Here is a 21,990-nt window from a genome sequence, read left to right as displayed (position 1 = left end):
CGCTTTTTTCTACCACCTTTCTCCAACCACAGGGCCAATCTGCAGGCCCTGTGGTTGATTCGTTTCCAAAGAGGTGACCATGGACAACCGCATCCCCTGGCCGCAGTATTTCATGAGCATCGCCTACCTGGTGGCCGAGCGCTCCACCTGTCTGCGGCGAAAGGTCGGAGCCCTGGCCGTCAAGGACAAACGCATTCTGGCCACAGGATACAACGGCGCGCCGGCGGGGCTGACGCATTGCCTTGACCTGGGCTGCATGCGCGAAAAGCTCGGCATCCCCTCGGGCCAGCGCCATGAACTCTGCCGCGCCCTGCATGCCGAGCAGAACGTCATCATCCAGGCCGCCATCCACGGGGTGGGCATCGAGGGCGCGGATATCTTCTGCACGACCCAACCGTGCATCCTCTGCGCAAAAATGCTCATCAACTGCCGGGTGCGGGCCATTTTCTTCGCCGAGGGCTACCCCGACGAAATGTCCCGGGAAATGCTCGACGAAGCAAAAATCCCCTATACGCGACTGGAGAAGCCAGCCGATGCATGAGGACTGCGCGTTCATGGATCAGGCCATCCGCCTGGCCGAGCAAGGCCGGGGGCGCACCGCGCCCAACCCTTGCGTCGGCGCGGTTCTGACGCGCGGCGGCGAGGTCGTGGCCGAGGGCTGGCATACGGCCTGCGGACAGCCTCACGCCGAAGTCGAAGCCCTGCGCGATGCGCAGGCCAAGGGTGTCGATCCTCGCGGGTGCACTCTCTACGTCACCCTTGAGCCCTGCAACCACCAGGGCAAGACGCCGCCCTGCACCAGGGCCATCCTGGAGGCGGGGGTACCGGAGGTGGTCGTGGGCTGTGCCGATCCCAACCCCACGGTCGCCGGAGGCGGCGCCGACTTTCTGCGCGGCCGGGGCGTTACGGTGCGCATGGGCGTGCGCGAACAGGAATGCCGCGACCTGATCGCCGATTTTCTGGTCTGGCAGACCACGGCCCGCCCGTATTCCATCCTCAAGCTGGCCACCACCCTGGACGGCAAGATCGCCACCCGCGACGGCCAGGCGGCCTGGATCTCGGGCGAAGCTTCGCGCCGCGAAGTGCACAGGCTGCGAACCTGGTGCCAGGCGGTCATTGTCGGCGGGGGCACTTTCCGCGCCGACAACCCGAGCCTGACCTGCCGGCTGCCCGGATACGACGGCCCGCAGCCGCTGGCCGTGATCGTGTCCCGTTCTCTTCCGGATCCGGCCCAGGACTCGAATCTTCTGTCCACCCGGCCGGACCAGATCATTTTCTGGACAACCGAGGCGCAAAGCCGTTCCATTCGCGCCACGCGCCTGACGGAACTGGGCGTGACGGTCTGGGGCCTGCCTTGCTTGAAGACGCCTGCCGAAACCCTTGACCTGAACGCGGGGCTGCAGCTGCTGCGCAAGGACCGCGGATGCCACTACACCCTGACCGAGGGCGGCGGGCATCTGGCCGGATCCATGCAGAGGCAGGGACTGGTCGACGAACTGCGCATATTCCAGGCCATGAAGGTCCTGGGCGATGAAGAGGCCAGGTCGGCCTTTGCCGGCCGCAAGGCCCTGTCCATGCAGGACTGCTGGGAATTTCGGCTCGTCGAGCAGGGATTTTTCGAAACCGATCTCTATCTGCGGCTACGAGCAAAGGAGTAGGAATGTTCACAGGTATCATCCAGGGTTTGGGCCGGGTGGCGGCCATGGACCGGCGCGGCAGCGAGACCCGCTTCACCGTGCGACCGGACTTTGCCCTGACCGACTACGCCCTTGGCGAATCCATCGCCGTGAACGGGGTCTGCCTGACCGTGGAAACGTTCGGTGCCGGCTGGTTCACCGCCTATGCTTCGGGCGAGACCATGTCCGTAACCAACCTCGGCGCGCTGGGCGTATCCTCGTCGGTCAATCTCGAACGCGCCCTGGCCATGGGAGACCGTCTTGGCGGCCACATCGTCTCCGGGCATGTCGATTGTCTGGCAGAGGTCCTGTCCATCCGTCAGGCCGGTCAGTCCCGGATCTACCGTCTGGGCTTCCCGGCCTCCTATTCGAGCCAGGTCATCCCCAAGGGCTCCGTGGCCCTGGACGGGATAAGCCTGACAGTCAACGATTGCGGTCAGGGATATTTGGAAGTAAACATCATCCCGGCTACGCAACGGGAAACAACCATTTCGGACTGGGCGCAGGGACGGCGGATCAACATGGAGACCGATGTCATCGGCAAGTATGTGCAGCGCATGCTCGAACCGTGGCGCGAGGGTCGCTCCACGGGCGCATCATCGGCCATCACCCCTGATTTTCTTAAAGAACACGGATTTTAAGACCCCCCAAGTCGGAAAAGCCCATAAAAGAGGATAAGCATGCACAAATGTTCGGCCGAAGAGGCCATCAAGGAAATAAAGGCCGGGAAGATGATCATCCTGGTCGATGACGAGGACCGGGAAAATGAAGGCGATCTGACCATCGCCGCCGAAATGGTCACTCCCGAGGCCATCAATTTCATGGCCAAATACGGCCGCGGCCTCATTTGCCTCGCATTGGAACCGGCCCTGGTCGACAAGCTGGAACTGCCGCTCATGGCCCGGCGCAACACCTCCAAGTTCGGAACCAACTTCACCGTGTCCATCGAAGCCAAGCAGGGCGTGACCACAGGCATCTCCGCCCACGACCGCGCCCTGACCATCCAGACCGCCGTGGCCGACCAGACCACCCCCGAAGACCTGGCCACCCCCGGGCATATCTTTCCCCTGCGCGCCAAGCCCGGCGGGGTCCTGGTCCGCGCCGGACAGACCGAGGGCTCCGTGGACCTGGCCCGCCTGGCCGGGCTCAAGGGCGCAGCCGTCATCTGCGAGATCATGAACGATGACGGCAGCATGTCGCGCATGCCCGACCTTCGAAAGTTCGCCGAAGAGCACGACATGAAGATCGCCACCATCGCCGATCTCATCGCCTACCGCTCCCGCAAGGACTCCCTGGTCCGCCGCGTGGCCGAGGCGCGCATGCCCACCTGCTACGGCGAGTTCACCATCGTGGCCTACGAGAACGACATCGACAGCCACACCCACATCGCCCTGGTCAAAGGCGAGATCAACGAAGAGACCCCCGTGCTGGTGCGCGTGCACAGCGAATGCCTGACCGGAGACGTATTCGGCTCCATGCGCTGCGACTGCGGCAGCCAGTTGCAGCGGGCCATGCAGATGGTCAACGACGAGGGCGCGGGCGTCATCCTCTACATGCGCCAGGAAGGCCGCGGCATTGGCCTTGGCAACAAGATCAAGGCCTACCACCTGCAGGACGAAGGCCGCGACACCGTGGAAGCCAATCTGGAACTGGGCTTCGCCCCCGACCTGCGCGATTACGGCCTCGGGGCGCAGATCCTGGTCGACCTGGGCGTGAAGCGCATGCGCCTTTTGACCAACAACCCCAAGAAGATCATTGGCCTCGAAGGCTACGGCCTCAAAGTCGAGGAGCGGATATCCATCGAAATCCCGGCCTGTGACGACAACAAGTGCTATCTGCACACCAAGCATTCAAAACTCGGCCATCTGTTGCAATTCGAAGCCGAAAACAAATAATTTTTAAGGGAGTAGAGACATGCTGCACGTCAAAACCATCGAAGGGCAGATGCAGGCCCAGGACCAGAAGTTCACGATCATCGCCAGCCGCTTCAACGACTTCATCGTCGACCGCCTCATCGGCGGGGCCGTGGATTATCTGCTTCGTCACGGCGCCGTCCGCGAGAACATCACCCTCATCCGCGTCCCCGGCGCATTCGAAATGCCGCTGGTGGCCCAGAAAGTCGCCAGAAGCGGCAAGGCCGACGCCATCATCTGCGTAGGCGCGGTCATCCGTGGCGCCACCCCCCATTTCGACTATGTCTGCAGCGAGGCGACCAAGGGCATCGCCCATGTGTCCATGGACACCGGCGTACCCATCGGCTTTGGCCTCCTGACCACGGACACGCTGGAGCAGTCCATCGAACGCGCCGGCAGCAAGGGCGGGAACAAGGGTGTGGAAGCCGCGGCCGCGGCCCTGGAAACCCTGCGCGTACTGCAGCAGATCTAGGGGAGCTTTCGTGACGCACAACCGTCGGCATCAACGCCGCTTCGCCTTTCAGGTCATCTATTCGCTGGTTTTCGGCCAGAAAATGTCCAAGGATTCACTCATAAAGTCCTTTGACAATTTCTGGACCGAAGAGGAATTCGACATGGAGCGCCAGGATTCCTACGCCTGGACCCTGGTCGAAGGAGTGTTCGACAATTACGACAGCATCGACGAGATCATCACCCAGCACTCGCAGCACTGGAAACTCAATCGCATCGCCAAGGTCGAACTGACCATCCTGCGGCTCTCCCTCTTTGAGATGCTCTTCTGTCCCGACATCCCCATCAAGGTGGCCATGAACGAGGCCATCGAACTGGCCAAGGATTTCGGAGACGACAACTCCAAGACTTTTGTCAACGGAGTGCTCGACGCCGCAGCCAAGGGTGCCCAGCGTAACGAACACAAGACAATTCAGTCCGGCAACACGGAATCTTGAGGAAAGCATGAGGCATTACGATTTCAAGCAGATCGAGGAAAAATGGCAGCAGGCCTGGGAAGAGAAGGCCTGTTTTCGGACCGACATGTCCCGGGACGGCGAAAAATACTATGTCCTGGAAATGTTCCCCTATCCGTCGGGACGCATCCACATGGGACATGTGCGCAACTACTCCATCGGTGACGTGGTCGCCCGCTACAAGCGCATGCAGGGCTTCAACGTCTTCCATCCCATGGGCTGGGACGCCTTCGGCCTGCCCGCCGAGAACGCGGCCATCAAGAACAACACCCACCCCGCCAAGTGGACCTACGAAAACATCGCCTACATGCGCGCCCAGCTGAAACGTTTGGGCTACTCCTATGACTGGGACCGGGAAATCGCGACCTGCCACCCGGGATACTACCGTTTCGAGCAGGAATTCTTTCTCAAATTTCTGGAAAAAGGACTGGTTTATCGCAAGAACGCGCCGGTCAACTGGTGCCCGAGCTGCCACACCGTGCTGGCCAACGAGCAGGTCGAGGAAGGGCTGTGCTGGCGCTGCGACTCCGAGGTGCAGCAGAAGCAGCTCTCACAGTGGTTCCTGCGCATCACCGACTATGCCGAGGAGCTTCTGGCGGATCTGGACAAGCTGACCGACGGCTGGCCCGAACGGGTGCTGACCATGCAGCGCAACTGGATCGGCAAAAGCATCGGTGCCGAGATCTCCTTCAAGGTCAAAGATCTGGACGAAGCGATCCCCGTGTTCACGACCCGGCCCGACACGCTCTTCGGCGCGACGTTCATGAGCCTGGCTCCGGAACATCCTCTGGTGGAGAAGCTTGTCGCCGGAACCGCCCAGGAAGCCGCGGTAGGCGAATTCGTGGACCGCATCGCCAAAATGGACCGCATCGTCCGCACCGCCGATGACCTGGAAAAGGAAGGCGTCTTCACCGGACAGTACTGCATAAATCCCCTTACGGGCCGCGAAATGCCCATCTATGTGGCCAATTTCGTGCTCATGGGCTACGGCACGGGCGCGGTCATGGCGGTACCGGCCCACGATCAGCGCGATTTTGAATTTGCGGCCAAGTACGACCTGCCCAAACAGATTGTCATCATGCCCCGGGAGGGCGCCCTTGACCTTGCGACCATGACCGAGGCCTTCACCGACCCCGGCGTCATGGCCAACTCAGGCGAGTTCGACGGCATGGACAGCGAGGCCGCCAAGAAGGCCATCATCGACCATCTCGCCGCAGGCGGTCTGGGCAAGCCCACGGTCAACTACAGGCTGCGCGACTGGAATATTTCACGCCAGCGCTACTGGGGCGCGCCCATCCCGGTCATCTATTGCGACGACTGCGGCATCGTGCCCGTGCCCGCCAGCCAGCTCCCGGTGGAGCTGCCCCTGGACGTCAAGGTCAACGCCGACGGACGCTCGCCCCTGCCCGGGTGCGAAAGCTTCGTGAACGTACCCTGCCCGACCTGCGGCAAGCCCGCCCGGCGCGAGACGGACACCATGGACACATTCGTCGAGTCATCCTGGTATTTCGCCCGCTACACCTCCGCCCGCAACGAGACCACGGCTTTCGACCCGGCCGAGGTCGCCTACTGGATGCCCGTGGACCAGTACATCGGAGGTATCGAGCATGCCATCCTGCACCTTTTGTATTCGCGCTTTTTCGTCAAGGCTCTGCGCGACGAGGGCTACCTCACCCATGACGAACCCTTCAAGAACCTGCTGACCCAGGGCATGGTCCTGCTGCATGGTTCCAAGATGTCCAAGTCCAAGGGCAACGTGGTCGATCCCGACGAGATGATCGCCAAGTACGGAGCGGACACGGTCCGCCTGTTCTGTCTTTTCGCCGCTCCGCCGGAAAAAGATCTGGAATGGAACGACAAGGGCATCGAAGGCGCGAGCCGCTTTCTGAACCGTCTCTGGCGTCTGGTGGACGAGCTCGATGACGTCCTCTCCCCTGTCGGCACGTGCGTAAGCGTGGAGGGAACGCTCGGCGAGAGCGAAGCTGAACTGCGCCGCAAGGAGCACGATACCGTGCGCCGGGTGGAGCGCGACATCGAAAACAAATTCCAGTTCAACACGGCCATTGCCGCCATGATGGAGCTGGTCAACTCCCTCTACGCGACCAAGGACGACCTGCGCGCAAGCAAAAACGGCCCGCGCCTCTTGTCATCGGCCATCTCCTCCCTCCTGGTGACTCTGTCGCCCATCGCTCCGCACGTCTGCGAAGAGGTCTGGGACCGCATGGGATACACCCGCACCCTGGCCGCCGAGCCATGGCCTGCCCACGACCCGGAAGCCCTCAGAACGAGCGAGGTGACCGTGGTTCTGCAGGTCAACGGCAAGCTTCGCAGCCAGATCACCGTGGCGGCGGATGCGACCTCGGAAGAGATAGAGACTCAGGCCATGAACGATCAAAACGTCTCACGACACATCGAGGGCAAAACAATTGTCAAAACAATCGTCATTCCCGGAAAACTGGTCAACGTGGTTGTCAGGTAACCTGCTATGGGCGGTGCTTTGCATCGCCCTGTCGCTGCCCGCATGCGGATATGAGCTCACTGCCAGGGCTCCCATTCAACTGCCCCAGGACAGCACGCGCCTCTACCTGGACAAGGTCACCAATCCGACCACCGAAACATGGATAGAACCCATGCTCCGGAGCAGCCTGCGCGACGAGCTGACCCGTCGCGGCAACGTGACCTGGGTGGACCGCAGCGAGGCCGAGGCCACGGTCAACATCGACGTGCGCTCGTACAGCACCGCCGACTCTCTTAAAGGCCGCGATGACATAACCCTCAAGTCCGCAGCAAGCATTCAGATGGTGGTGACCTTTTTCAGCACCAAGACCAACGCCTTGATCTGGACCTCCGGCCCGATCACGGCCTCTGAGTCCTATCGGGGTCCCAGCGAAACCCAGTCGAGCTCCGGCACGCTGCAGTCTACCAGCGGCAAACGCGAAGCGACCCAGGAAGCCATTGACCTCGCGATGCGCAAAGTGGCCGACCAGCTGGGCCAGAAGTTCTGATTCGCCACATGACCAGACAGGGATTTTCCTTTCTCGTCTGCGCGGACCCCGAGCTTCTCAAAGACCGCGTGGGCGAACTTCTCGAAGGCCATGGCTTTGCCGTCCGCACCTTTTGGGGAGACGAAGAGCTTTCGGGTCGCTTCTGGCAAACCCTGACCGTTCCCTCCATGATGGGGCCGCCCAACGCCGTGGTCCTGCGTCGGGCGCAGGACCAGAATGACGAATTCTGGTCCCGCATGGGAGCCCTCCTGGCCATGGCCAGGCCTTCGGTCTGGCCCATTTTCTGTCTTGAAGGCGAATGGAAATCCGGCAAATCCACTGTGCCAAAGACCGTGAGCAAGGGCAAATATTGGGACGCCGCGCAAAAAAGGGGCTGGGTTTGGGAACATCCCGGACTTTCACGCGCCACCATCGGCCAGGAGCTGGATCGTTTCGCCGCACGCCACGGGCTGACCTACGCCCATGGCGTCAAAAAAATCCTGGCCGAATCCCTGCCGCTCAGCACCATCGCCCTGCGCAACGAGCTGGAAAAAATTCTGCTCCTGGCCGGCCCGGAAAAATCAATCCAGCCGGAACACCTCGCAGCCCTTGATGCCGAAGAGGCTTTTGATCTGTTCGCCTTTCTGCGCTCCCTGCAGACTCCCGCCGGTCGCCAGAAGGCCTGGGACCGACTCCTGAACGATCCCGCCATGGCCGGCGGCGACATGGTCTTCCCGGTCTCCTCGCTCATGCTGCGCGAAGCCCGTCAACTCTGGCAGCTTCTGCACGGGGAAGACGGCAAGGTGCAACTCTATCCAAGCCTGAAGACGGAAAAGAAACGCCTGGCCCAGCGTCTGGGACCTGCGCGCATCAGCCGTTTCTGGGATATCGTGCTGCAGGCCGACACGGACATCAAAACCGGGCGGCTAAAGCCCGCTCAGGCCATGGAGAACCTGGTCAAGGAAGCCCAGCGCCTGTGGTGAAAGAGGACACCGCCCACTATCTGGGGCACCGCGAACGTCTGCGCGAGCGTCTGGATAACGACCCCCGGGCCTTGTCCGATTATGAAATTCTGGAATTGCTGCTGACCTATGCCCTGCCCCGCAAGGACACCAAGTCCATCGCCAAGGAGATGATCTCCCGCTTCGGATCGCTTGGCGACGCGCTGCTCGCCGATCCCGGACGCATAGCCGAGATACCGGGCCTTGGCGAAGGCGCAGCCAGATTCTGGCGAACCCTGCACGAATGCCGCGCGCGCAAGGCCTGCGGTTCAATCGCCCGCAGAGAAAAATTCTCCTCCCCGGACCAGGTCCGGGACATGGTCTGCTCTCGCCTGGGGCATCTTACCAAGGAGGAATTCTGGGTCATCCTCGTCGACAACCAGAACAGGCTCATCTCCTTCGAACGCGTCTTTCAGGGCACCGTGGATCAAACCGCGGCCTACCCGCGAGAAATCCTTGAACTGGCCTTGCGCCACCATGCCGGCGGACTGATCCTGGTCCACAACCATCCCGGCGGCAACCCCGTCCCCTCCTCGCAGGACAAGGCCCTGACCGAGACCATTGCCCGCCTGGCTGATGACCTCGGCCTGCGCCTGCTCGACCACATCATCGTGACCGCCGAGACCTACTCCAGCTTCCGCGCCCAAGGCCTGCTCTGATTTTTTATTCCCAAAAGGGAAAAAATCCATTTTTTTTCTTGCCTGAGGCTCCAGGAGCCTTATAATTGACTGAATTTGCTTTTCGCGGATTACAATTACGCGAATACAACACCACGAGGAGACCTTCATGAGCGACAAAAAAACGTTTTCCCCGGAAAAAGAAGAACTTCAGGGCGAAAATTCAGATACAGCCAGCGCCGACAGCTCCGTCCAGGAAGCGGAAATCCCGACCACCATGCCTCTTCTGGCGGTCAGGGACATAGTTGTCTTCAATTACATGATCCTGCCCCTCTTTGTCGGACGCGATAAAAGCGTGCAGGCAGTGGACGCGGCCCTTAACGGCAGCCGGTACATCTTCATCAGCACGCAAAAAGACGAGGGCGTGGACGATCCCTCTCCCGAGGACCTCTACACCACCGGCACCGTGGCCATGATCATGCGCATGCTCAAAATGCCCGACGGCCGGCTGAAAGTCCTGGTCCAGGGTCTGACCCGGGCCAGAATCACTGATTTTGTGCAGCACGACCCCTTCGACATGGTCAACATCCAGACCATCGACGAACTTGTCGTCGAAAATCCCGGACCCGAAGAGGAAGCATTGCTGCGTTCGGTCAAGGAACAAAGCGAAAAAATCCTGACCCTGCGCGGCATCGATGCCGGCGAGATCATGAATGTGCTCAACGCCGTCAACGAGCATGGCCGCCTGGCCGACCTGGTCGCGTCCAACCTGCGCATGAAGTCCTCCGAGGCCCAACGCATCCTTGAGAGCCACGACCCCATCGAGCGACTGAACCTGGTCAACTCGCAACTGGTCAAGGAAGTGGAAGTGGCCTCCATGCAGGCCAAGATCCAGAGCATGGCCAAGGAAGGGATGGACAAGGCGCAGCGGGAATATTTCCTGCGCGAGCAACTCAAAGCCATCCGCCGCGAGCTTGGCGACAAGGGCGGCGAAGGCGAGGAGATGGAAGAGCTCAGAAAAACGCTGAACGCCCTCGGCCTGCCGAAAAAGGTGAAAAAAGAAGCGGACAAGCAGCTCTCGCGCCTGGAGTCCATGCACCCGGACAGCTCCGAGGCAACCATCCTGCGGACCTATATCGACTGGCTCATCGACCTGCCCTGGAAGAAAACATCCAAGGACCGGCTCGACATCAAGGAAGCCGCCAAGATCCTGCACGAGGACCATTACAACCTGGAGAAGGTCAAGGAGCGCATCCTCGAATACTTGAGCGTGCGCAAACTCAACCCGTCCATGAAGGGACCTATCCTGTGCTTCGTCGGCCCTCCCGGAGTGGGCAAGACGTCGCTGGGCAAATCCATCGCCCGCTCCCTGGGGCGCAAGTTCGTGCGCATGTCCCTGGGCGGAATGCGTGACGAGGCCGAAATCCGCGGCCACCGCCGCACCTACATCGGGGCCATGCCCGGCCGCATCATCCAGTCCATGAAGGACGCCGGAACGATCAACCCGGTCATCATGCTGGACGAGATCGACAAGCTCGGCAACGATTTCAGGGGCGATCCGTCCTCGGCCCTGCTGGAGGTGCTTGATCCGGAACAGAACAACTCCTTCACGGATCATTACCTGAACGTGCCCTACGACCTGTCCAAGGTCATGTTCATCTGCACGGCCAACATGCTTGATACCATCCCGTCGGCACTTCTGGACCGCATGGAGGTCATCCGCATCCCCGGCTACACGGAGCAGGAAAAGACCATTATCGCCAGGCGCTACCTGTTGACCCGGCAGATCAAGGAAAACGGCCTCACAAACGATACCCTGATCATCTCCGACGCCGTGCTGGCCGAGATCATCCGGGGCTATACGCGCGAGGCGGGCCTGCGCAACCTGGAACGGGAAATCGGGTCCATCTGCCGCAAATACGCGCGCCGGGTGGCCGAGGGCAAGAAGGGGCCATTCCGCGTGACCACGTCCGCGCTCATCAAGCTCCTGGGGCAGCCCAAATTCATGGATGAGGAGCGTGAAAGCTCCATGCCTCCGGGAGTGGCCCTGGGCCTGGCCTGGACGCCTTATGGCGGCGAGATCCTGCACATCGAGTGCAGCCTCTTGCCGGGCAAGGGCAAGCTCATCCTGACCGGAAAGCTCGGCGAGGTGATGAAGGAAAGCGCCCAGGCGGCCCTAAGCTATGCCCGCACCAAGAGCGCGAGCCTGAAACTTGCCGACGACTTCTTCGACACGCATGACATCCACATCCACGTCCCGGCCGGCGCCACGCCCAAGGACGGGCCGTCCGCCGGCGTGACCCTGGTCACGGCGCTGATGTCGGCCATCAGCAACGAGCCTGTGGCCTCGGACGTGGCCATGACCGGCGAGATCACCTTGCGCGGCAGGGTCATGCCCGTGGGCGGCATCAAGGAAAAAATCCTGGCGGCGGTCAGCCACGGGGTCAAGAAGGTGCTCATCCCGGCCCGTAACGCCCATGACCTGGACGAGATCCCCAAGGAACTCAGAAAACGCATCACGGTCAAGACCGTCGAAGCCATCGACGAGATCTGGCCGGAAGTGCGCTCCCTGAAAAGCGAGTAGCCGACCCTCAAAATGAAAGCGAAAGCCCCCGCGACACCTGTGTCGCGGGGGCTTTCGCTTTGAGGCCACTGCCGGGACAGGCTTCATGCGGAATTTTCGTCCTGCCCCCCTTCGCTTCGCAATCCGTTGCCGGGCAGTTCGATGATGAATCTGGTCCCGGCGCCGGGAGCCGACTCCACCCACATCTTGCCGCCGTGTCCTCGGGTCACGATGAAATAGGACACGGAAAGCCCGAGCCCGGTCCCGATTCCCGGAGGCTTGGTGGTGTAGAACGGCTCGAAGACCCTGCGGCGAACCTCGGCCGTCATGCCCGGGCCATTGTCCTCGAACTCGCAGCGCACGCCCGAGGCCACGTTCGACAAACGGATTACGATCATGGGATCGACGGGCACAGAATCATCCATGCTCATGGCCTGGGCCGCGTTACGCAACAGATTCAAAAACACCTGTTCGAGTTCCGTCTCCGTGCACTCGGCCCCCGCAAGATCCGGCGCATACTCCTTGACGATGCGGATTCTTTTGAAATCGAAGCTCTTTTTGAGGTCATAGTCGTTTTGCGCCAGGGCAACGGCGCGGTCCACAATTGCCGGCACTGCGCAACTGGCGCGTCTGGATTCGCTGCGGCGGCTGAAATCGAGCATGTGGCGGATAATGTCCGCTGCCCGCAGCGCCGCAGCCTGCATGTCCTGCACAAAGGACAGAATCTTGCGGGCCTGCATGTATCTTTCCAGCAAGGCCATATCAAGGCCGATACTCTCGGCCACTTCGATATTCTTTTGAAAATCCGGCCGCGTGCGCTGCACCAGATTCTGCGCCGTCTGCACGATGATCCCCAAGGGGTTGTTGATCTCATGGGCGATCCCGGCCGCGATCCCGCCCACCGAGACCATCTTCTCACTTTGGATCATCATCTCCTGCATGCGCCTCAACTCCGTCACGTCCCGTATCACGGCGAGAAGAAAACGCTCCTGCCCGATGGTCATGAGCTGGCCCGAAACGCTGCACAGCACGTGGCTGCCGTTCTTGCGCCTGAATTCGACCTCCATGTTCTTGACATGGCCGGTGCGCTCAAGCTCTTCAACCACCCGCCTGCGGCTCTGCGGATTGACGAACAGGCCCAGTTCCACGGAAGTCTTGCCGATAAGCTCCGCCTGCCCGTATCCGGTCAGGTCGGCATAGGCGTCATTTATCTCCACCAGCAAACCGCTCTGCGGGTCCGAGAGGGAAATGGCGTCCGGGGACAGTTTGAAGAGGCGAGAAAATTTGTCCTCGGACTGGCGCAGCCGTTCCTCTGTGCGCTTGCGTTCGGTGATGTCGCGAAAAATCCCCTCCACCCCGAGAACGATCCCCGCCTCATCACGATAAAGCCCGCTCGACGTGGCCACGAGCACGGGCTCGCCATCTTTTCGTTTGAGCACCACCTCGAAATCCGCGACAAACCCGTCCTTTTGGATGCGCTCCAAAAATGCCTGACGGGCTGCAGGGGCAAACCAGAATTCCTCGTTGGGTCTCCCGAGCATCTCCTCCGCGTGCTCGTAGGCGAGCAGGCGGACTCCCGAAGGACTGACCATGATCAGACGCCCCTCGGCGTCGGTGCGGTAAAATACGTCGTGTATGTTGTCGATGACGGAGCGATACAATTTCTCGCTTTTGCGCAGGGCCTCTTCGGCCCTTTTTCTCTCCGTGTAGTCGAGAATCAGGGACAGCATGACCTCCCGATCCTGAAGAATGATGATTTCGGCTGACCAGAGGGCCGAACGGATTTCTCCCGTCTTGGTCAGAAACTCGATGGGAAACTCCTTGAAGGAACCTTCCTTGCGCAGAATCTGTATGGCTTCGTCCCTTTGGCGCGGATCGGCCCAGATACCGACCTCCTTGGAGGTCCGGCCGATCTGCTCTTCCTTGGCGTGGCCGAGCATGTCCACCCAGCGCGCATTGACGTCGATGAAGCGGCCGGTGGCGATGTCGGAGATGATCAGCGGCGCGGGACTGGAGTGGAAGGCCTTGGCGAAGCGCTCCTCGCTCTGGCGCAGCAGTTCCTCGGTCTGCTTGCGCTCGGAGATGTCCCGACCCACACCGATGATGGCCTCGATTTCTCCGCCGGGCCCCAGAATGGCTGAATCGCTCCAGGCCAACCAGCGCCAGCCGTCAACGGTCATGGCGCGCTGTTCCATGTGGGCCGTGTACGGCGGGACGAAAAGCGCCTTCATGGCCTCTTCGGTCGCGGCCAGATCATCTGCATGAATAAGCGGCATGAAGGTCGAACACAGCAACTCGTCTTCGGTCTTCCCGAAAGTCTTGCAATATGCAGGGCTCACGTAGAGAAAACGGCCTTCCACATCGACCTTGACCACCAGATCGGTCTGATGCTCCACCAGAAGCCTGTATTCTTCCTCGCGCGCGCTCGCCTCGCGCACAGAGTCGGCCAATTCGGCCGTTTTATTCTGAACCCGTCTGCGCAGAAAGAAATTCCATAAAAAAACGCCCAGCAGTACCGCAGTCAAAAAACAAAATCCGACAATGATCATGCGCCAAGGCAAAGCGGAATGTACGGGCAGGCCCGACCAATCGTTCATGATGGCGCTGATTTCGGACTCCGTGATCTGGTCGAATCCGCCCTGCACGACGTGCAGAAGTTCGCTGTTATTCTTGCGAACCGCCCCGTGCATAGAATCCGTCGAGACGAGCTCCATGGCCTGGCGAAAATCGGAACCGCCCTCATGCCGGGCCAGATAATGCCGCGCCACGGGCACGTCCGAGATAAACACCTTGATCTCGCCTGAAATGGCCGCCGCGACAAGATCACCCGCACCGGGAAAGGTCGCGAACCGCAATTGCGGATGACGGGACAGGACCACGTCCCGGGCCGCATCCCCGCTGACGATTCCTATCGAAAATCCGGTGAGATCTTTGACGTCTTTGATTCCTCCGAGCTGGTCGTGAAAGAATATGGCCGATGGGATGACGGCGATCTGCGTCGTCAGCTCGAACATTTCCTCACGCTGCGGCGTACGGGCCACCCCGCCCACCGCGTCGGCCCGTCCGTCCCGCACCGCGGCAAGGGCCTCATTCCACTCCATGAGTTGAAACTCGACGGCGATACCGGTCTTCCTGCTCCACAATTGCCAGATGTCAACCAGAATCCCCTTGGGCTCGCCCGAGGCGTCAAGAAACATGTATGGTGGATAATCCTTGTCGTCCGCCACGACGATTTTCTCGGGAGCGGCCAGCGCGCCCGAGGCAAGAACCATCTGAAGGAAGAGGACGAGAACTGCGCCCACCAGGAGGCAGGGCGCGAATCTCCAGTCCTTTTTATTGCAGCTCATTGCAGCTCACTTTCGGAGAAAACGCCTCGCGCAGGCCCCGCGAATCGAGATCCTCCGGCAAAAAAAGAGATCGCGGTGAGCCGGTTGGACGGTTCACCGCAGATAATCTACGGCATCAGCGAATCGCTGATTTCCTTGAACAGATCGGCCATGCAGACCACGCCGATGATGCGCCCGCCCTCTTCGACCACGGCCCGTCCACGGCGGTAGTCGAGAAAGACCTCAAGCACCCTGGCCAGCGGGTCGTTGGGCCTTAGCATGGGGATGTCATGCTGCAGGCAGTCCGAGATGCGCACCTGCGAGCAGCTGCGGCAGGCCGAGGCAAAGGCGCTGTCCCAGTCAACCTCGTTGCCGTCGAGGACCGACCCTTTGAGCAGGCAGGGGCCGATGCCCTGGATCAGATTCCACATGGACAGAACGCCCATGAATTTGTCGTTCTTCGAAAAGACCAGCACGAAGCTTGTGTCCGCCTGCCGGGAACGGATTTCGCGCAAGGCCGTGATGGCCTCGGAAAGTGTCGAATCCTCGCGGACAGAGGCGAAATCCTCACGCATGATATCCCAGACCCGTTTACGTAACATCATGATTCTTTCCTCTATGGTAATGAGTAACAGGCTCAAAAGGCCCCTTAAGACGCTTCCTCAATCAAAATCGGCCAGCAGCGCGCCGATGTGCAGTTCCTCGGTCAGGGACTGATTCTGGTACAATGTCCTGATCCGCCACGATGCCTGTTGCAGATGGGCGTTGGTGATGCCGTTGGACAAGGCCGTGTAGGCTTCGAGAAACGCGGCCAGGTGATCGCAAACTTTCAGCATCCGGCCATCCTTGGGACAGAATTCATCCCGATTGTACGGCCCCTGCAGCTGGTCCCAGCTCACGATTTCAGCCCGGCCGTTCCGCATGATGGTGGACTCGAACTCCGAGCCGACCTCAATGCCCAGAAAATATTCCAGCCGATCCACAAGCCCCCCATACACCGACCTGTCGAGGATGGAAAAGAGGCGGCGCTCAAGTTCCCGGCCTTCGTATTCCCGGATCAGATCCCCGATGCCCTGGACCGAACTCTTGACCGGAGAGATGATGTCCCGGGTCAGAAGCTCCGGTATATCGTGAAAAAGTCCCGCATAGAAATTGTTTTTTCTGCGCACCGGACACGCGCCCACGGCGATGCTGAAAAAATAGGCCAGGCAGGCCACGATGAACATGTGCCCCAGAACGGAAGTCTCAGGGATGCGCGGGGTCTGGGACCATCGCTTCTGGAACCTGAGCTGTCCGCACATGAAGGCGAACTTGCCGAGCCGGGTGCTCGGCCCCTCGATCAACTGACGTACGCCGGTCAGATCCAGATGCGCCTCCAGACCGCGTCTGAAGTTGTCCTCGATGTCGTCCATTTCCTCATCCCATTTGTTCATGTCCCGGATGAGATGGAATTCCCATCTGCTGGCGAAAAGATGCGCGGCGTCGAGGATGCGCGAGGCCAAGCTCGCGTCGCCGCTGACCTGCCGCTCGAAATGATCCTTCATGCCGTCCCAGAAGTCCTTGCCCAGCGGCTGGACACGCGGCTGCAATTCATTGAGAACCCAGGCCGTGAGTTTCTGATAATGGGCCGGGTTGGACTTGATCTGGTAGAAGATGGGCGGCTTTATATCGGTAATGACCAGGCGGTAGAGATAATCGTAGATCCCTCCGCGCACGATGTCCTCGCCAAGGGCACCGCGTTCGCCCGCCGAAAGATTCTGGGAGTTGAGCTCGAAAAGGAGCCATGCGACGATCATCTTGTGGGCCTGCTTGTCGACCTCCACAAGTTCCATAGGGCGCATCTTGTCGTTCCAGCGTTTCATGAAACTCCCGGAAAAGACAAGCTGAAGCAGACCCTTGCGTATACTGGCCACCGTAAACCTCCCGCTCGTGCCGAACGTGATCGGCGGATGAATTTTTTTCTTCGAAATTCAAGAAAAATACTTTACAAGCCGCCGCAGGACAGATAGCTGTTTCTTCCCTTATCCCACATGCATTGTTTCGTTACGTTGTAGCGGTTACGGCGGTAAAGCACAACCATTTGTGCATGTTACCACCGATCTCAAGGTTGAAAGCACCCGCAACGACTCGGGTTTATCAGGCAGGAGCCACAGAAATGAAGACGTACAGTCCCAAAGCAAGCGAACTGACCCACAAATGGTACCTTGTCGACGCCAAGGACAAGGTCCTGGGCCGACTTGCAACGGAAATAGCAACCCGCCTCCGCGGCAAGCACAAGGCCGAGTTCGCCCCGCACATGGATAACGGTGATTTCATCATCGTCATCAACGCGGACAAGATCAAGGTAACCGGCCAGAAGGCTACCCAGAAAACCTACTACCGTTACACCGGTTACGTAGGCGGACTTCGGGAGACCACTCTGGAAGAAATGATGGTCAAAAGCCCGGAAACGGTCATCACCAAGGCGGTCAAAGGCATGCTGCCCAAAAGCGCATTGGGCTTTCAGCTGATCAAGAAACTGAAAGTATACACCGGCACGGAACATCCTCACCAGGCACAGCAGCCTGAAGTGCTGGACATCTAATCAGGGATGGAGAAGATTATGAGTCAAGATTTCTTCTACGGTACCGGCAAAAGAAAGACATCCGTTTCCCGGACCAGACTGTATAAAGGCACAGGGACCATCACTGTCAACGGTCGCGAACTGGGTGATTACTTTCCCCGGGCCACGTTGCAGATGATCATTCGTCAGCCGCTGAAGCTGACCAAGACCCTCGAAAAATTCAACATCGCCTGCCGCGTCACCGGCGGCGGTCTTTCCGGACAGGCTCAGGCCGTGCGCCACGGCATCAGCCGCGCCCTGCTCGAATTCGATCCGGAAATGCGCGGCGTCCTCAAGCGCGCCGGTTTCCTGACCCGCGATTCCCGCGTCAAGGAAAGAAAGAAGTACGGCCAGCGCGCTGCCCGTGCCCGGTTCCAGTACTCCAAGCGTTAATCGCCCTCTGGTTTTCGAACACACTGGGGCAGAGGTGCACGCGCACCTCTGCCTTCTTTTTTTTAAAGGAGAACCCCTTGAGCAGCAAAAAAATCCAGCCCGTCATGGTTTTCGCGGATGCGGACGGCAATGTGTACGACCATCCCGACCTGCTCATGCTCGTGCGCCGAGGCCGCGAACTGACCCTGCCCCGCCCGGACGAGCTCATTCCCCTGCCCGAAGGCAGCGACGTGTATCTCCTGCCCGGCCGCCATGCTCTGGGACTCGACCCCGAGACGGGCAAGGCCGAGGCCATGGAAGAGCGAGCCGTGGCCGCCTTTGTCTGTCCGTCCTATACCCTGTCGGCCTCGGCGGCCTACCTGCCGGACGCGGATGCCCCCAAACTGCCCTTGTTCGCCTACGGAGCCATCGGCTTTGCCAAGGACAGATTCTGGGTCGCGGCCACCCAGGTCGATAAGGACAGAAGGCAGGTCTTCACCCAGGTTGCTCCGGAACGGATCACCAAGGGTGCCCAGGATCTGCTCAAGCGCTATCCCGAAAACCGCCTGATCGCGCATCTTTCGCGCTGCGCCCTGACCTTTTGCTGCCCCGCCGCCAAAAACCTGGCCCTGGGCCGCTTCGAAGCGCCCCTGCCCACGGCCAGAACCTGCAATGCCCGCTGCTACGGCTGCATCTCGCATCAGCCGGTGGACTCGGGGTTTCCGTCCTCTCAGAATCGCATTGATTTCACACCCACGGCCAAAGAAATTGTCGAGATCATGCAACTGCACTCCAAGCGGGCCAAGAATCCGGTCATGTCTTTCGGTCAGGGCTGCGAAGGCGAACCCCTGACCGAGGCCGCGCTGTTGACCGATGCCATCGCCCTCTTCCGTAGCAGCGGGGGCCGGGGCACGGTCAACATCAACACCAACGCGAGCCTGCCGGACACCATCCCCGGCCTGGCCAAAGCCGGCCTTGATTCCATCCGGGTGAGCATGAACAGCGCGCGCGAATCCGTCTACAACAGCTACTACCGCCCGCACGGCTACACCTTCGCCGATGTCTGCCGCACCATCGCAACGGCCAAGGAACACGGACTTTTCGTGTCGCTCAACTACCTGTTCTTCCCCGGCGTAAATGACGTGGAGAGCGAGCTTGAAGCCCTGACAGGCCTCGTCTCTTCGGCCCGCCCCGACTATATCCAGATGCGCAACCTCAGTCTTGACCCCGAACTGTACCTGGGTTGCGTGGGAGATCCGACAGAACCGTCCATGGGTCTGGGGAATTTCATGAAGCGACTCAAAAAGGCCTGCCCCTGGATCAATTACGGCTATTTCAATCCTTATCTCGAAAACGGCACGCCGCTGCTCTGGACCTAGACACCCGGCCGAACCCGGAAAATCCGCTTTCCGCGCCCCGAAAAAAACCCCCGCCACGGAATCCGTTGCGGGGGTTTGCTTGTTCTTGAAAGATCTTTGGCGATGCTAGGCGTCGGCGACCGGAAAATCTATGCGGACCTGCTCCTCGCTTTCGGCCCGCTCGACAATCTCGCCGATGATCCAGGCGTCCTGCTTCAGGGCGCCCAGCCGGTGCACCACATCCTTGGCCACATCCTTCTTGACGACCATGATGTAGCCGATGCCGCTGTTGAAGATCTGCAGCATCTCCTCCCAGCTCAGATCCCCCTGGGTCCGCAGCCACTCGAACACGGGCGGGATGCTCCAGGAGCCGAAACGGATCTGCGCAGTTACGCCCTTGGGCAGGATGCGCACGATGTTGTCATAGAACCCGCCGCCGGTGACGTGGACCATGCCATGAATCTCCCAGTCCCGCATGACGTTGCGCACGGCTTCGACATAGATGCGGGTAGGCGTGAGCAGAACCTCGGCCACGGTCTGGTCCGTGCCGGGAAAAATGTCCGTTGGCTGCATCCCCGACTGGGCGTAAAGCTTGCGCACCAGGGAATACCCATTGGAATGAACGCCCGAGGAGGCCAAACCGATGATGATGTCGCCCACGCCGATGCTGGAGCCGTCCACGACCTTGTCGTTGTCGACCATGCCGACACAGAACCCCGACAGGTCGTATTCCCCGTCGGCGTAGAAATCCGGCATCTCGGCGGTCTCGCCGCCGATGAGGGCGCACTGGGCTTCCTTGCAGCCGTCTACTATGCCCTTTATGACCGCTTCGGCCTTGTCGATGTCGAGCTTGCCCGTGGCGAAATAATCAAGAAAGAACAGGGGCCGCGCACCCTGGACAATGATATCGTTGACGCTCATGGCCACCAGATCGATGCCGACGGTGTCATGCCTGTCGAACATGAAGGCCAGCTTGAGCTTTGTGCCCACGCCGTCGGTGGACGCCACCAGCACCGGCTCGTTGACCATGGACATGGACGGCTTGAAAAGACCGCCGAAACCGCCGATATCGTTGACAACGCCTTTGGTATAGGTCGATGCTACCAGAGACTTGATCCGGGAAACGAACGTGTTGCCCGCCTCGATATCAACTCCGGCATCCTTATAGGCCTTGTCTCGCTGGGACATGTACAACTCCTTGTTTCTTCGCCTTCAACCAGCTACGTTGCTGCAAATCGTTCTTCATCTGGAGGCCACGTTGCATAAACTCACGGATGGACCAAGTAAAGCAAAAAACACGTCGTTGGCAAGGTCGGTTCTTGTGCCTGGCTTTCTTTTCCTTTTCATCGCCCAGGCGGCCCTGGCAGGCATCATCATTGATTCCGGCGAGGGACAGGATACCGTGATGCAGGTCGGCGGCGCAGGAAACCAAAACGATGCCGGAAGCATACTCATCCAGTCAGACCCGGACAACGGCTCGCTGATGCTGGTCACTCCGCCGCCGGCGCCCCCGGAGGAAGATTCCGAGCTTGGCCCCGTCATCATCGTTCCGGAGATCCACATCAAGGAGTAAGACATGGACACGCCCGCGCTGCTTTGGCGCCCCCTGGAAGGAAATACGCTGCAATGTCAGCTTTGCGCCCATTTCTGCCGCATCGAGGAAGGCGCCCGGGGCCAGTGCGGGGTACGCGAGAACAGAGGCGGCACGCTCTTCTCCCTGTCGCACGACAAGGTCGCGGCCCTAAACCTCGATCCGGTGGAGAAAAAGCCTCTCTTTCATTTCCTGCCCGGAACCAAGACCCTGTCTCTTGGCACCCAGGGCTGCAATCTGGCCTGCGCGTTCTGCCAAAATGCGAGCCTCTCGCAGCCCCCTAGGCAGGGCAAGGCGCTGACCGGAGAGAAAATCCCCCCACGGGAGATCGTTCGCATGGCGCAGACGTCGGGAGCCGCGTCCATCGCCTATACCTATTCCGAGCCCACAATCTTCTTCGAACTCATGCTCGAAACCGCGACCCTGGCCAAAGAGGCGGGGCTGGCCAACATCATGGTCAGCAACGGTTTCCAGAGCCCGCAATGCCTGGATGCGCTGGGTGGCCTGATCCAGGCCGTCAACATCGACATCAAATCCTTTCGCGACGATTTTTATCGCGACATCTGCGCCGCGCGCCTTGGGCCGGTGCTGAAGAACCTTGTCCACATGAAAAAACTGGGCTGGCACATCGAAGTGACAACCCTGATCATCCCGGAGCTTAACGACTCGGACGGGGAACTGAGCGACATAGCCCGTTTCGTGCACGACGAACTGGGCCAGGATACGCCCTGGCACGTCTCGCGCTTCCACCCCTGCCATCAGATGCAGGGGCATGCTCCCACGCCTCTTGATACATTGAAGCGGGCCTACGATATCGGACGAGCCGCAGGGCTCTCTCATGTCTTTGTCGGCAACGTGCCTGGATCGGATTTGGAGAACACCATCTGCCCCGGCTGCGGCCAGATGGTCGTGGAGCGCAACGGCTTCACGATCCTGCGCAACAGGCTGCGCCGGGGCGTATGTCCGGGGTGCGGAAATGTCGTCATCAGAGCGGAGAATCTGGGGAAAGGCGATTGAAAAAA

General features: G+C 60.2%; 20 protein-coding genes. 16 read left to right on the top strand and 4 right to left on the bottom strand.

Going from position 1 to position 21,990, the window contains the following annotated elements; genetic code table 11:
* Positions 1 to 79: 79 nt before the first annotated feature.
* From DBAC_RS00315 to lon, 11 genes are all read left to right on the top strand, one after another.
* Complete coding sequence (locus DBAC_RS00315) at positions 80 to 541, top strand: deoxycytidylate deaminase (protein ID WP_012805278.1); 462 nt, start codon at positions 80 to 82, stop codon at positions 539 to 541.
* Positions 534 to 1,658 carry a bifunctional diaminohydroxyphosphoribosylaminopyrimidine deaminase/5-amino-6-(5-phosphoribosylamino)uracil reductase RibD gene (gene ribD, locus DBAC_RS00310; RefSeq protein WP_012805277.1) on the top strand — a complete coding sequence of 375 codons (1,125 nt, stop codon included), beginning with the start codon at positions 534 to 536 and terminating at the stop codon, positions 1,656 to 1,658. The genes DBAC_RS00315 and ribD overlap by 8 nt, the downstream gene beginning before the upstream one ends.
* A gap of 2 nt (positions 1,659 to 1,660) precedes the next feature.
* Positions 1,661 to 2,317 (top strand): riboflavin synthase, encoded by a 657-nt coding sequence (locus tag DBAC_RS00305; protein WP_012805276.1) that lies wholly within the window; start codon positions 1,661 to 1,663, stop codon positions 2,315 to 2,317.
* Between the two features lie 39 nt (positions 2,318 to 2,356).
* A complete protein-coding gene (locus tag DBAC_RS00300) occupies positions 2,357 to 3,571 on the top strand; it encodes a bifunctional 3,4-dihydroxy-2-butanone-4-phosphate synthase/GTP cyclohydrolase II (protein ID WP_012805275.1) in 1,215 nt (404 codons plus the stop codon).
* Positions 3,572 to 3,590: 19 nt separating this feature from the next.
* Complete coding sequence (gene ribH / locus DBAC_RS00295) at positions 3,591 to 4,061, top strand: 6,7-dimethyl-8-ribityllumazine synthase (protein WP_012805274.1); 471 nt, start codon at positions 3,591 to 3,593, stop codon at positions 4,059 to 4,061.
* Between the two features lie 10 nt (positions 4,062 to 4,071).
* Positions 4,072 to 4,536: a transcription antitermination factor NusB gene (gene nusB, locus DBAC_RS00290; protein WP_012805273.1), complete on the top strand. Its 465-nt coding sequence runs from the start codon at positions 4,072 to 4,074 to the stop codon at positions 4,534 to 4,536.
* Between the two features lie 7 nt (positions 4,537 to 4,543).
* Positions 4,544 to 7,033: a leucine--tRNA ligase gene (gene leuS / locus DBAC_RS00285; RefSeq protein WP_012805272.1), complete on the top strand. Its 2,490-nt coding sequence runs from the start codon at positions 4,544 to 4,546 to the stop codon at positions 7,031 to 7,033.
* On the top strand, positions 7,023 to 7,559 hold the full coding sequence (gene lptE, locus DBAC_RS00280; protein ID WP_050762018.1) for an LPS assembly lipoprotein LptE: 537 nt from the start codon (positions 7,023 to 7,025) through the stop codon (positions 7,557 to 7,559). The genes leuS and lptE overlap by 11 nt, the downstream gene beginning before the upstream one ends.
* Before the next feature lie 8 nt (positions 7,560 to 7,567).
* Positions 7,568 to 8,521, top strand: a complete 954-nt coding sequence (locus tag DBAC_RS00275; RefSeq protein WP_012805270.1) for a DNA polymerase III subunit delta — start codon at positions 7,568 to 7,570, stop codon at positions 8,519 to 8,521.
* Positions 8,518 to 9,198, top strand: coding sequence for a RadC family protein (gene radC / locus DBAC_RS00270; RefSeq protein WP_012805269.1), 681 nt, complete (start codon positions 8,518 to 8,520; stop codon positions 9,196 to 9,198). Before DBAC_RS00275 ends, radC begins: the two co-directional genes overlap by 4 nt.
* A gap of 127 nt (positions 9,199 to 9,325) precedes the next feature.
* Positions 9,326 to 11,740, top strand: coding sequence for an endopeptidase La (gene lon, locus DBAC_RS00265; protein ID WP_012805268.1), 2,415 nt, complete (start codon positions 9,326 to 9,328; stop codon positions 11,738 to 11,740).
* Between the two features lie 83 nt (positions 11,741 to 11,823).
* Here lon and DBAC_RS17515 read toward each other — a convergent pair whose 3' ends face one another.
* From DBAC_RS17515 to DBAC_RS00250, 3 genes are all read right to left on the bottom strand, one after another.
* Complete coding sequence (locus DBAC_RS17515; RefSeq protein WP_012805267.1) at positions 11,824 to 15,066, bottom strand: PAS domain S-box protein; 3,243 nt, start codon at positions 15,064 to 15,066, stop codon at positions 11,824 to 11,826.
* A 107-nt stretch (positions 15,067 to 15,173) separates the two neighbouring features.
* Complete coding sequence (locus DBAC_RS00255; protein WP_012805266.1) at positions 15,174 to 15,650, bottom strand: CBS domain-containing protein; 477 nt, start codon at positions 15,648 to 15,650, stop codon at positions 15,174 to 15,176.
* A gap of 57 nt (positions 15,651 to 15,707) precedes the next feature.
* A complete protein-coding gene (locus DBAC_RS00250; RefSeq protein WP_012805265.1) occupies positions 15,708 to 16,958 on the bottom strand; it encodes an HD domain-containing protein in 1,251 nt (416 codons plus the stop codon).
* 242 nt (positions 16,959 to 17,200) lie between these two features.
* Here DBAC_RS00250 and rplM point away from each other — a divergent pair, with 242 nt between their 5' ends.
* The 3 genes from rplM (at position 17,201) to DBAC_RS00235 (ending at position 19,398) form a co-directional block, all read left to right on the top strand.
* Positions 17,201 to 17,629, top strand: a complete 429-nt coding sequence (gene rplM, locus DBAC_RS00245) for a 50S ribosomal protein L13 (RefSeq protein ID WP_012805264.1) — start codon at positions 17,201 to 17,203, stop codon at positions 17,627 to 17,629.
* 18 nt (positions 17,630 to 17,647) lie between these two features.
* Entirely contained in the window at positions 17,648 to 18,040 is a 393-nt protein-coding gene (rpsI, locus tag DBAC_RS00240) for a 30S ribosomal protein S9 (protein WP_012805263.1), read from the top strand.
* Positions 18,041 to 18,117: 77 nt separating this feature from the next.
* A complete protein-coding gene (locus DBAC_RS00235; RefSeq protein ID WP_012805262.1) occupies positions 18,118 to 19,398 on the top strand; it encodes a radical SAM protein in 1,281 nt (426 codons plus the stop codon).
* Positions 19,399 to 19,503: 105 nt separating this feature from the next.
* On the opposite strand, the gene purM is transcribed toward DBAC_RS00235, so the two are convergent.
* Positions 19,504 to 20,565 (bottom strand): phosphoribosylformylglycinamidine cyclo-ligase, encoded by a 1,062-nt coding sequence (purM, locus tag DBAC_RS00230; RefSeq protein WP_012805261.1) that lies wholly within the window; start codon positions 20,563 to 20,565, stop codon positions 19,504 to 19,506.
* Between the two features lie 133 nt (positions 20,566 to 20,698).
* Between purM and DBAC_RS00225 the strand changes: the two genes are divergently transcribed.
* Both DBAC_RS00225 and amrS read left to right on the top strand, forming a co-directional pair.
* Complete coding sequence (locus DBAC_RS00225; RefSeq protein ID WP_012805260.1) at positions 20,699 to 20,950, top strand: hypothetical protein; 252 nt, start codon at positions 20,699 to 20,701, stop codon at positions 20,948 to 20,950.
* 3 nt (positions 20,951 to 20,953) lie between these two features.
* Positions 20,954 to 21,985 carry an AmmeMemoRadiSam system radical SAM enzyme gene (gene amrS / locus DBAC_RS00220; RefSeq protein ID WP_012805259.1) on the top strand — a complete coding sequence of 344 codons (1,032 nt, stop codon included), beginning with the start codon at positions 20,954 to 20,956 and terminating at the stop codon, positions 21,983 to 21,985.
* Positions 21,986 to 21,990 lie beyond the last annotated feature (5 nt).

The organism is Desulfomicrobium baculatum DSM 4028, assembly GCF_000023225.1.
Lineage (GTDB): Bacteria > Desulfobacterota > Desulfovibrionia > Desulfovibrionales > Desulfomicrobiaceae > Desulfomicrobium > Desulfomicrobium baculatum.
Note: the sequence above shows the minus strand (reverse complement) of the source record. Positions and strands in the feature narration are given on the sequence as shown.

Excerpts from the sequence above, each read along its gene's own strand:
- ribD (WP_012805277.1), top strand. The coding sequence starts at position 534 with ATGCATGAGGACTGCGCGTTCATGGATCAGGCCATCCGCCTGGCCGAG.
- rpsI (WP_012805263.1), top strand. The coding sequence starts at position 17,648 with ATGAGTCAAGATTTCTTCTACGGTACCGGCAAAAGAAAGACATCCGTT.
- DBAC_RS00315 (WP_012805278.1), top strand. The coding sequence starts at position 80 with ATGGACAACCGCATCCCCTGGCCGCAGTATTTCATGAGCATCGCCTAC.
- DBAC_RS17515 (WP_012805267.1), bottom strand. The coding sequence starts at position 15,066 with ATGAGCTGCAATAAAAAGGACTGGAGATTCGCGCCCTGCCTCCTGGTG.
- ribH (WP_012805274.1), top strand. The coding sequence starts at position 3,591 with ATGCTGCACGTCAAAACCATCGAAGGGCAGATGCAGGCCCAGGACCAG.
- DBAC_RS00300 (WP_012805275.1), top strand. The coding sequence starts at position 2,357 with ATGCACAAATGTTCGGCCGAAGAGGCCATCAAGGAAATAAAGGCCGGG.
- leuS (WP_012805272.1), top strand. The coding sequence starts at position 4,544 with ATGAGGCATTACGATTTCAAGCAGATCGAGGAAAAATGGCAGCAGGCC.
- DBAC_RS00305 (WP_012805276.1), top strand. The coding sequence starts at position 1,661 with ATGTTCACAGGTATCATCCAGGGTTTGGGCCGGGTGGCGGCCATGGAC.
- amrS (WP_012805259.1), top strand. The coding sequence starts at position 20,954 with ATGGACACGCCCGCGCTGCTTTGGCGCCCCCTGGAAGGAAATACGCTG.
- purM (WP_012805261.1), bottom strand. The coding sequence starts at position 20,565 with ATGTCCCAGCGAGACAAGGCCTATAAGGATGCCGGAGTTGATATCGAG.
- DBAC_RS00275 (WP_012805270.1), top strand. The coding sequence starts at position 7,568 with ATGACCAGACAGGGATTTTCCTTTCTCGTCTGCGCGGACCCCGAGCTT.
- lon (WP_012805268.1), top strand. The coding sequence starts at position 9,326 with ATGAGCGACAAAAAAACGTTTTCCCCGGAAAAAGAAGAACTTCAGGGC.
- DBAC_RS00255 (WP_012805266.1), bottom strand. The coding sequence starts at position 15,650 with ATGATGTTACGTAAACGGGTCTGGGATATCATGCGTGAGGATTTCGCC.
- rplM (WP_012805264.1), top strand. The coding sequence starts at position 17,201 with ATGAAGACGTACAGTCCCAAAGCAAGCGAACTGACCCACAAATGGTAC.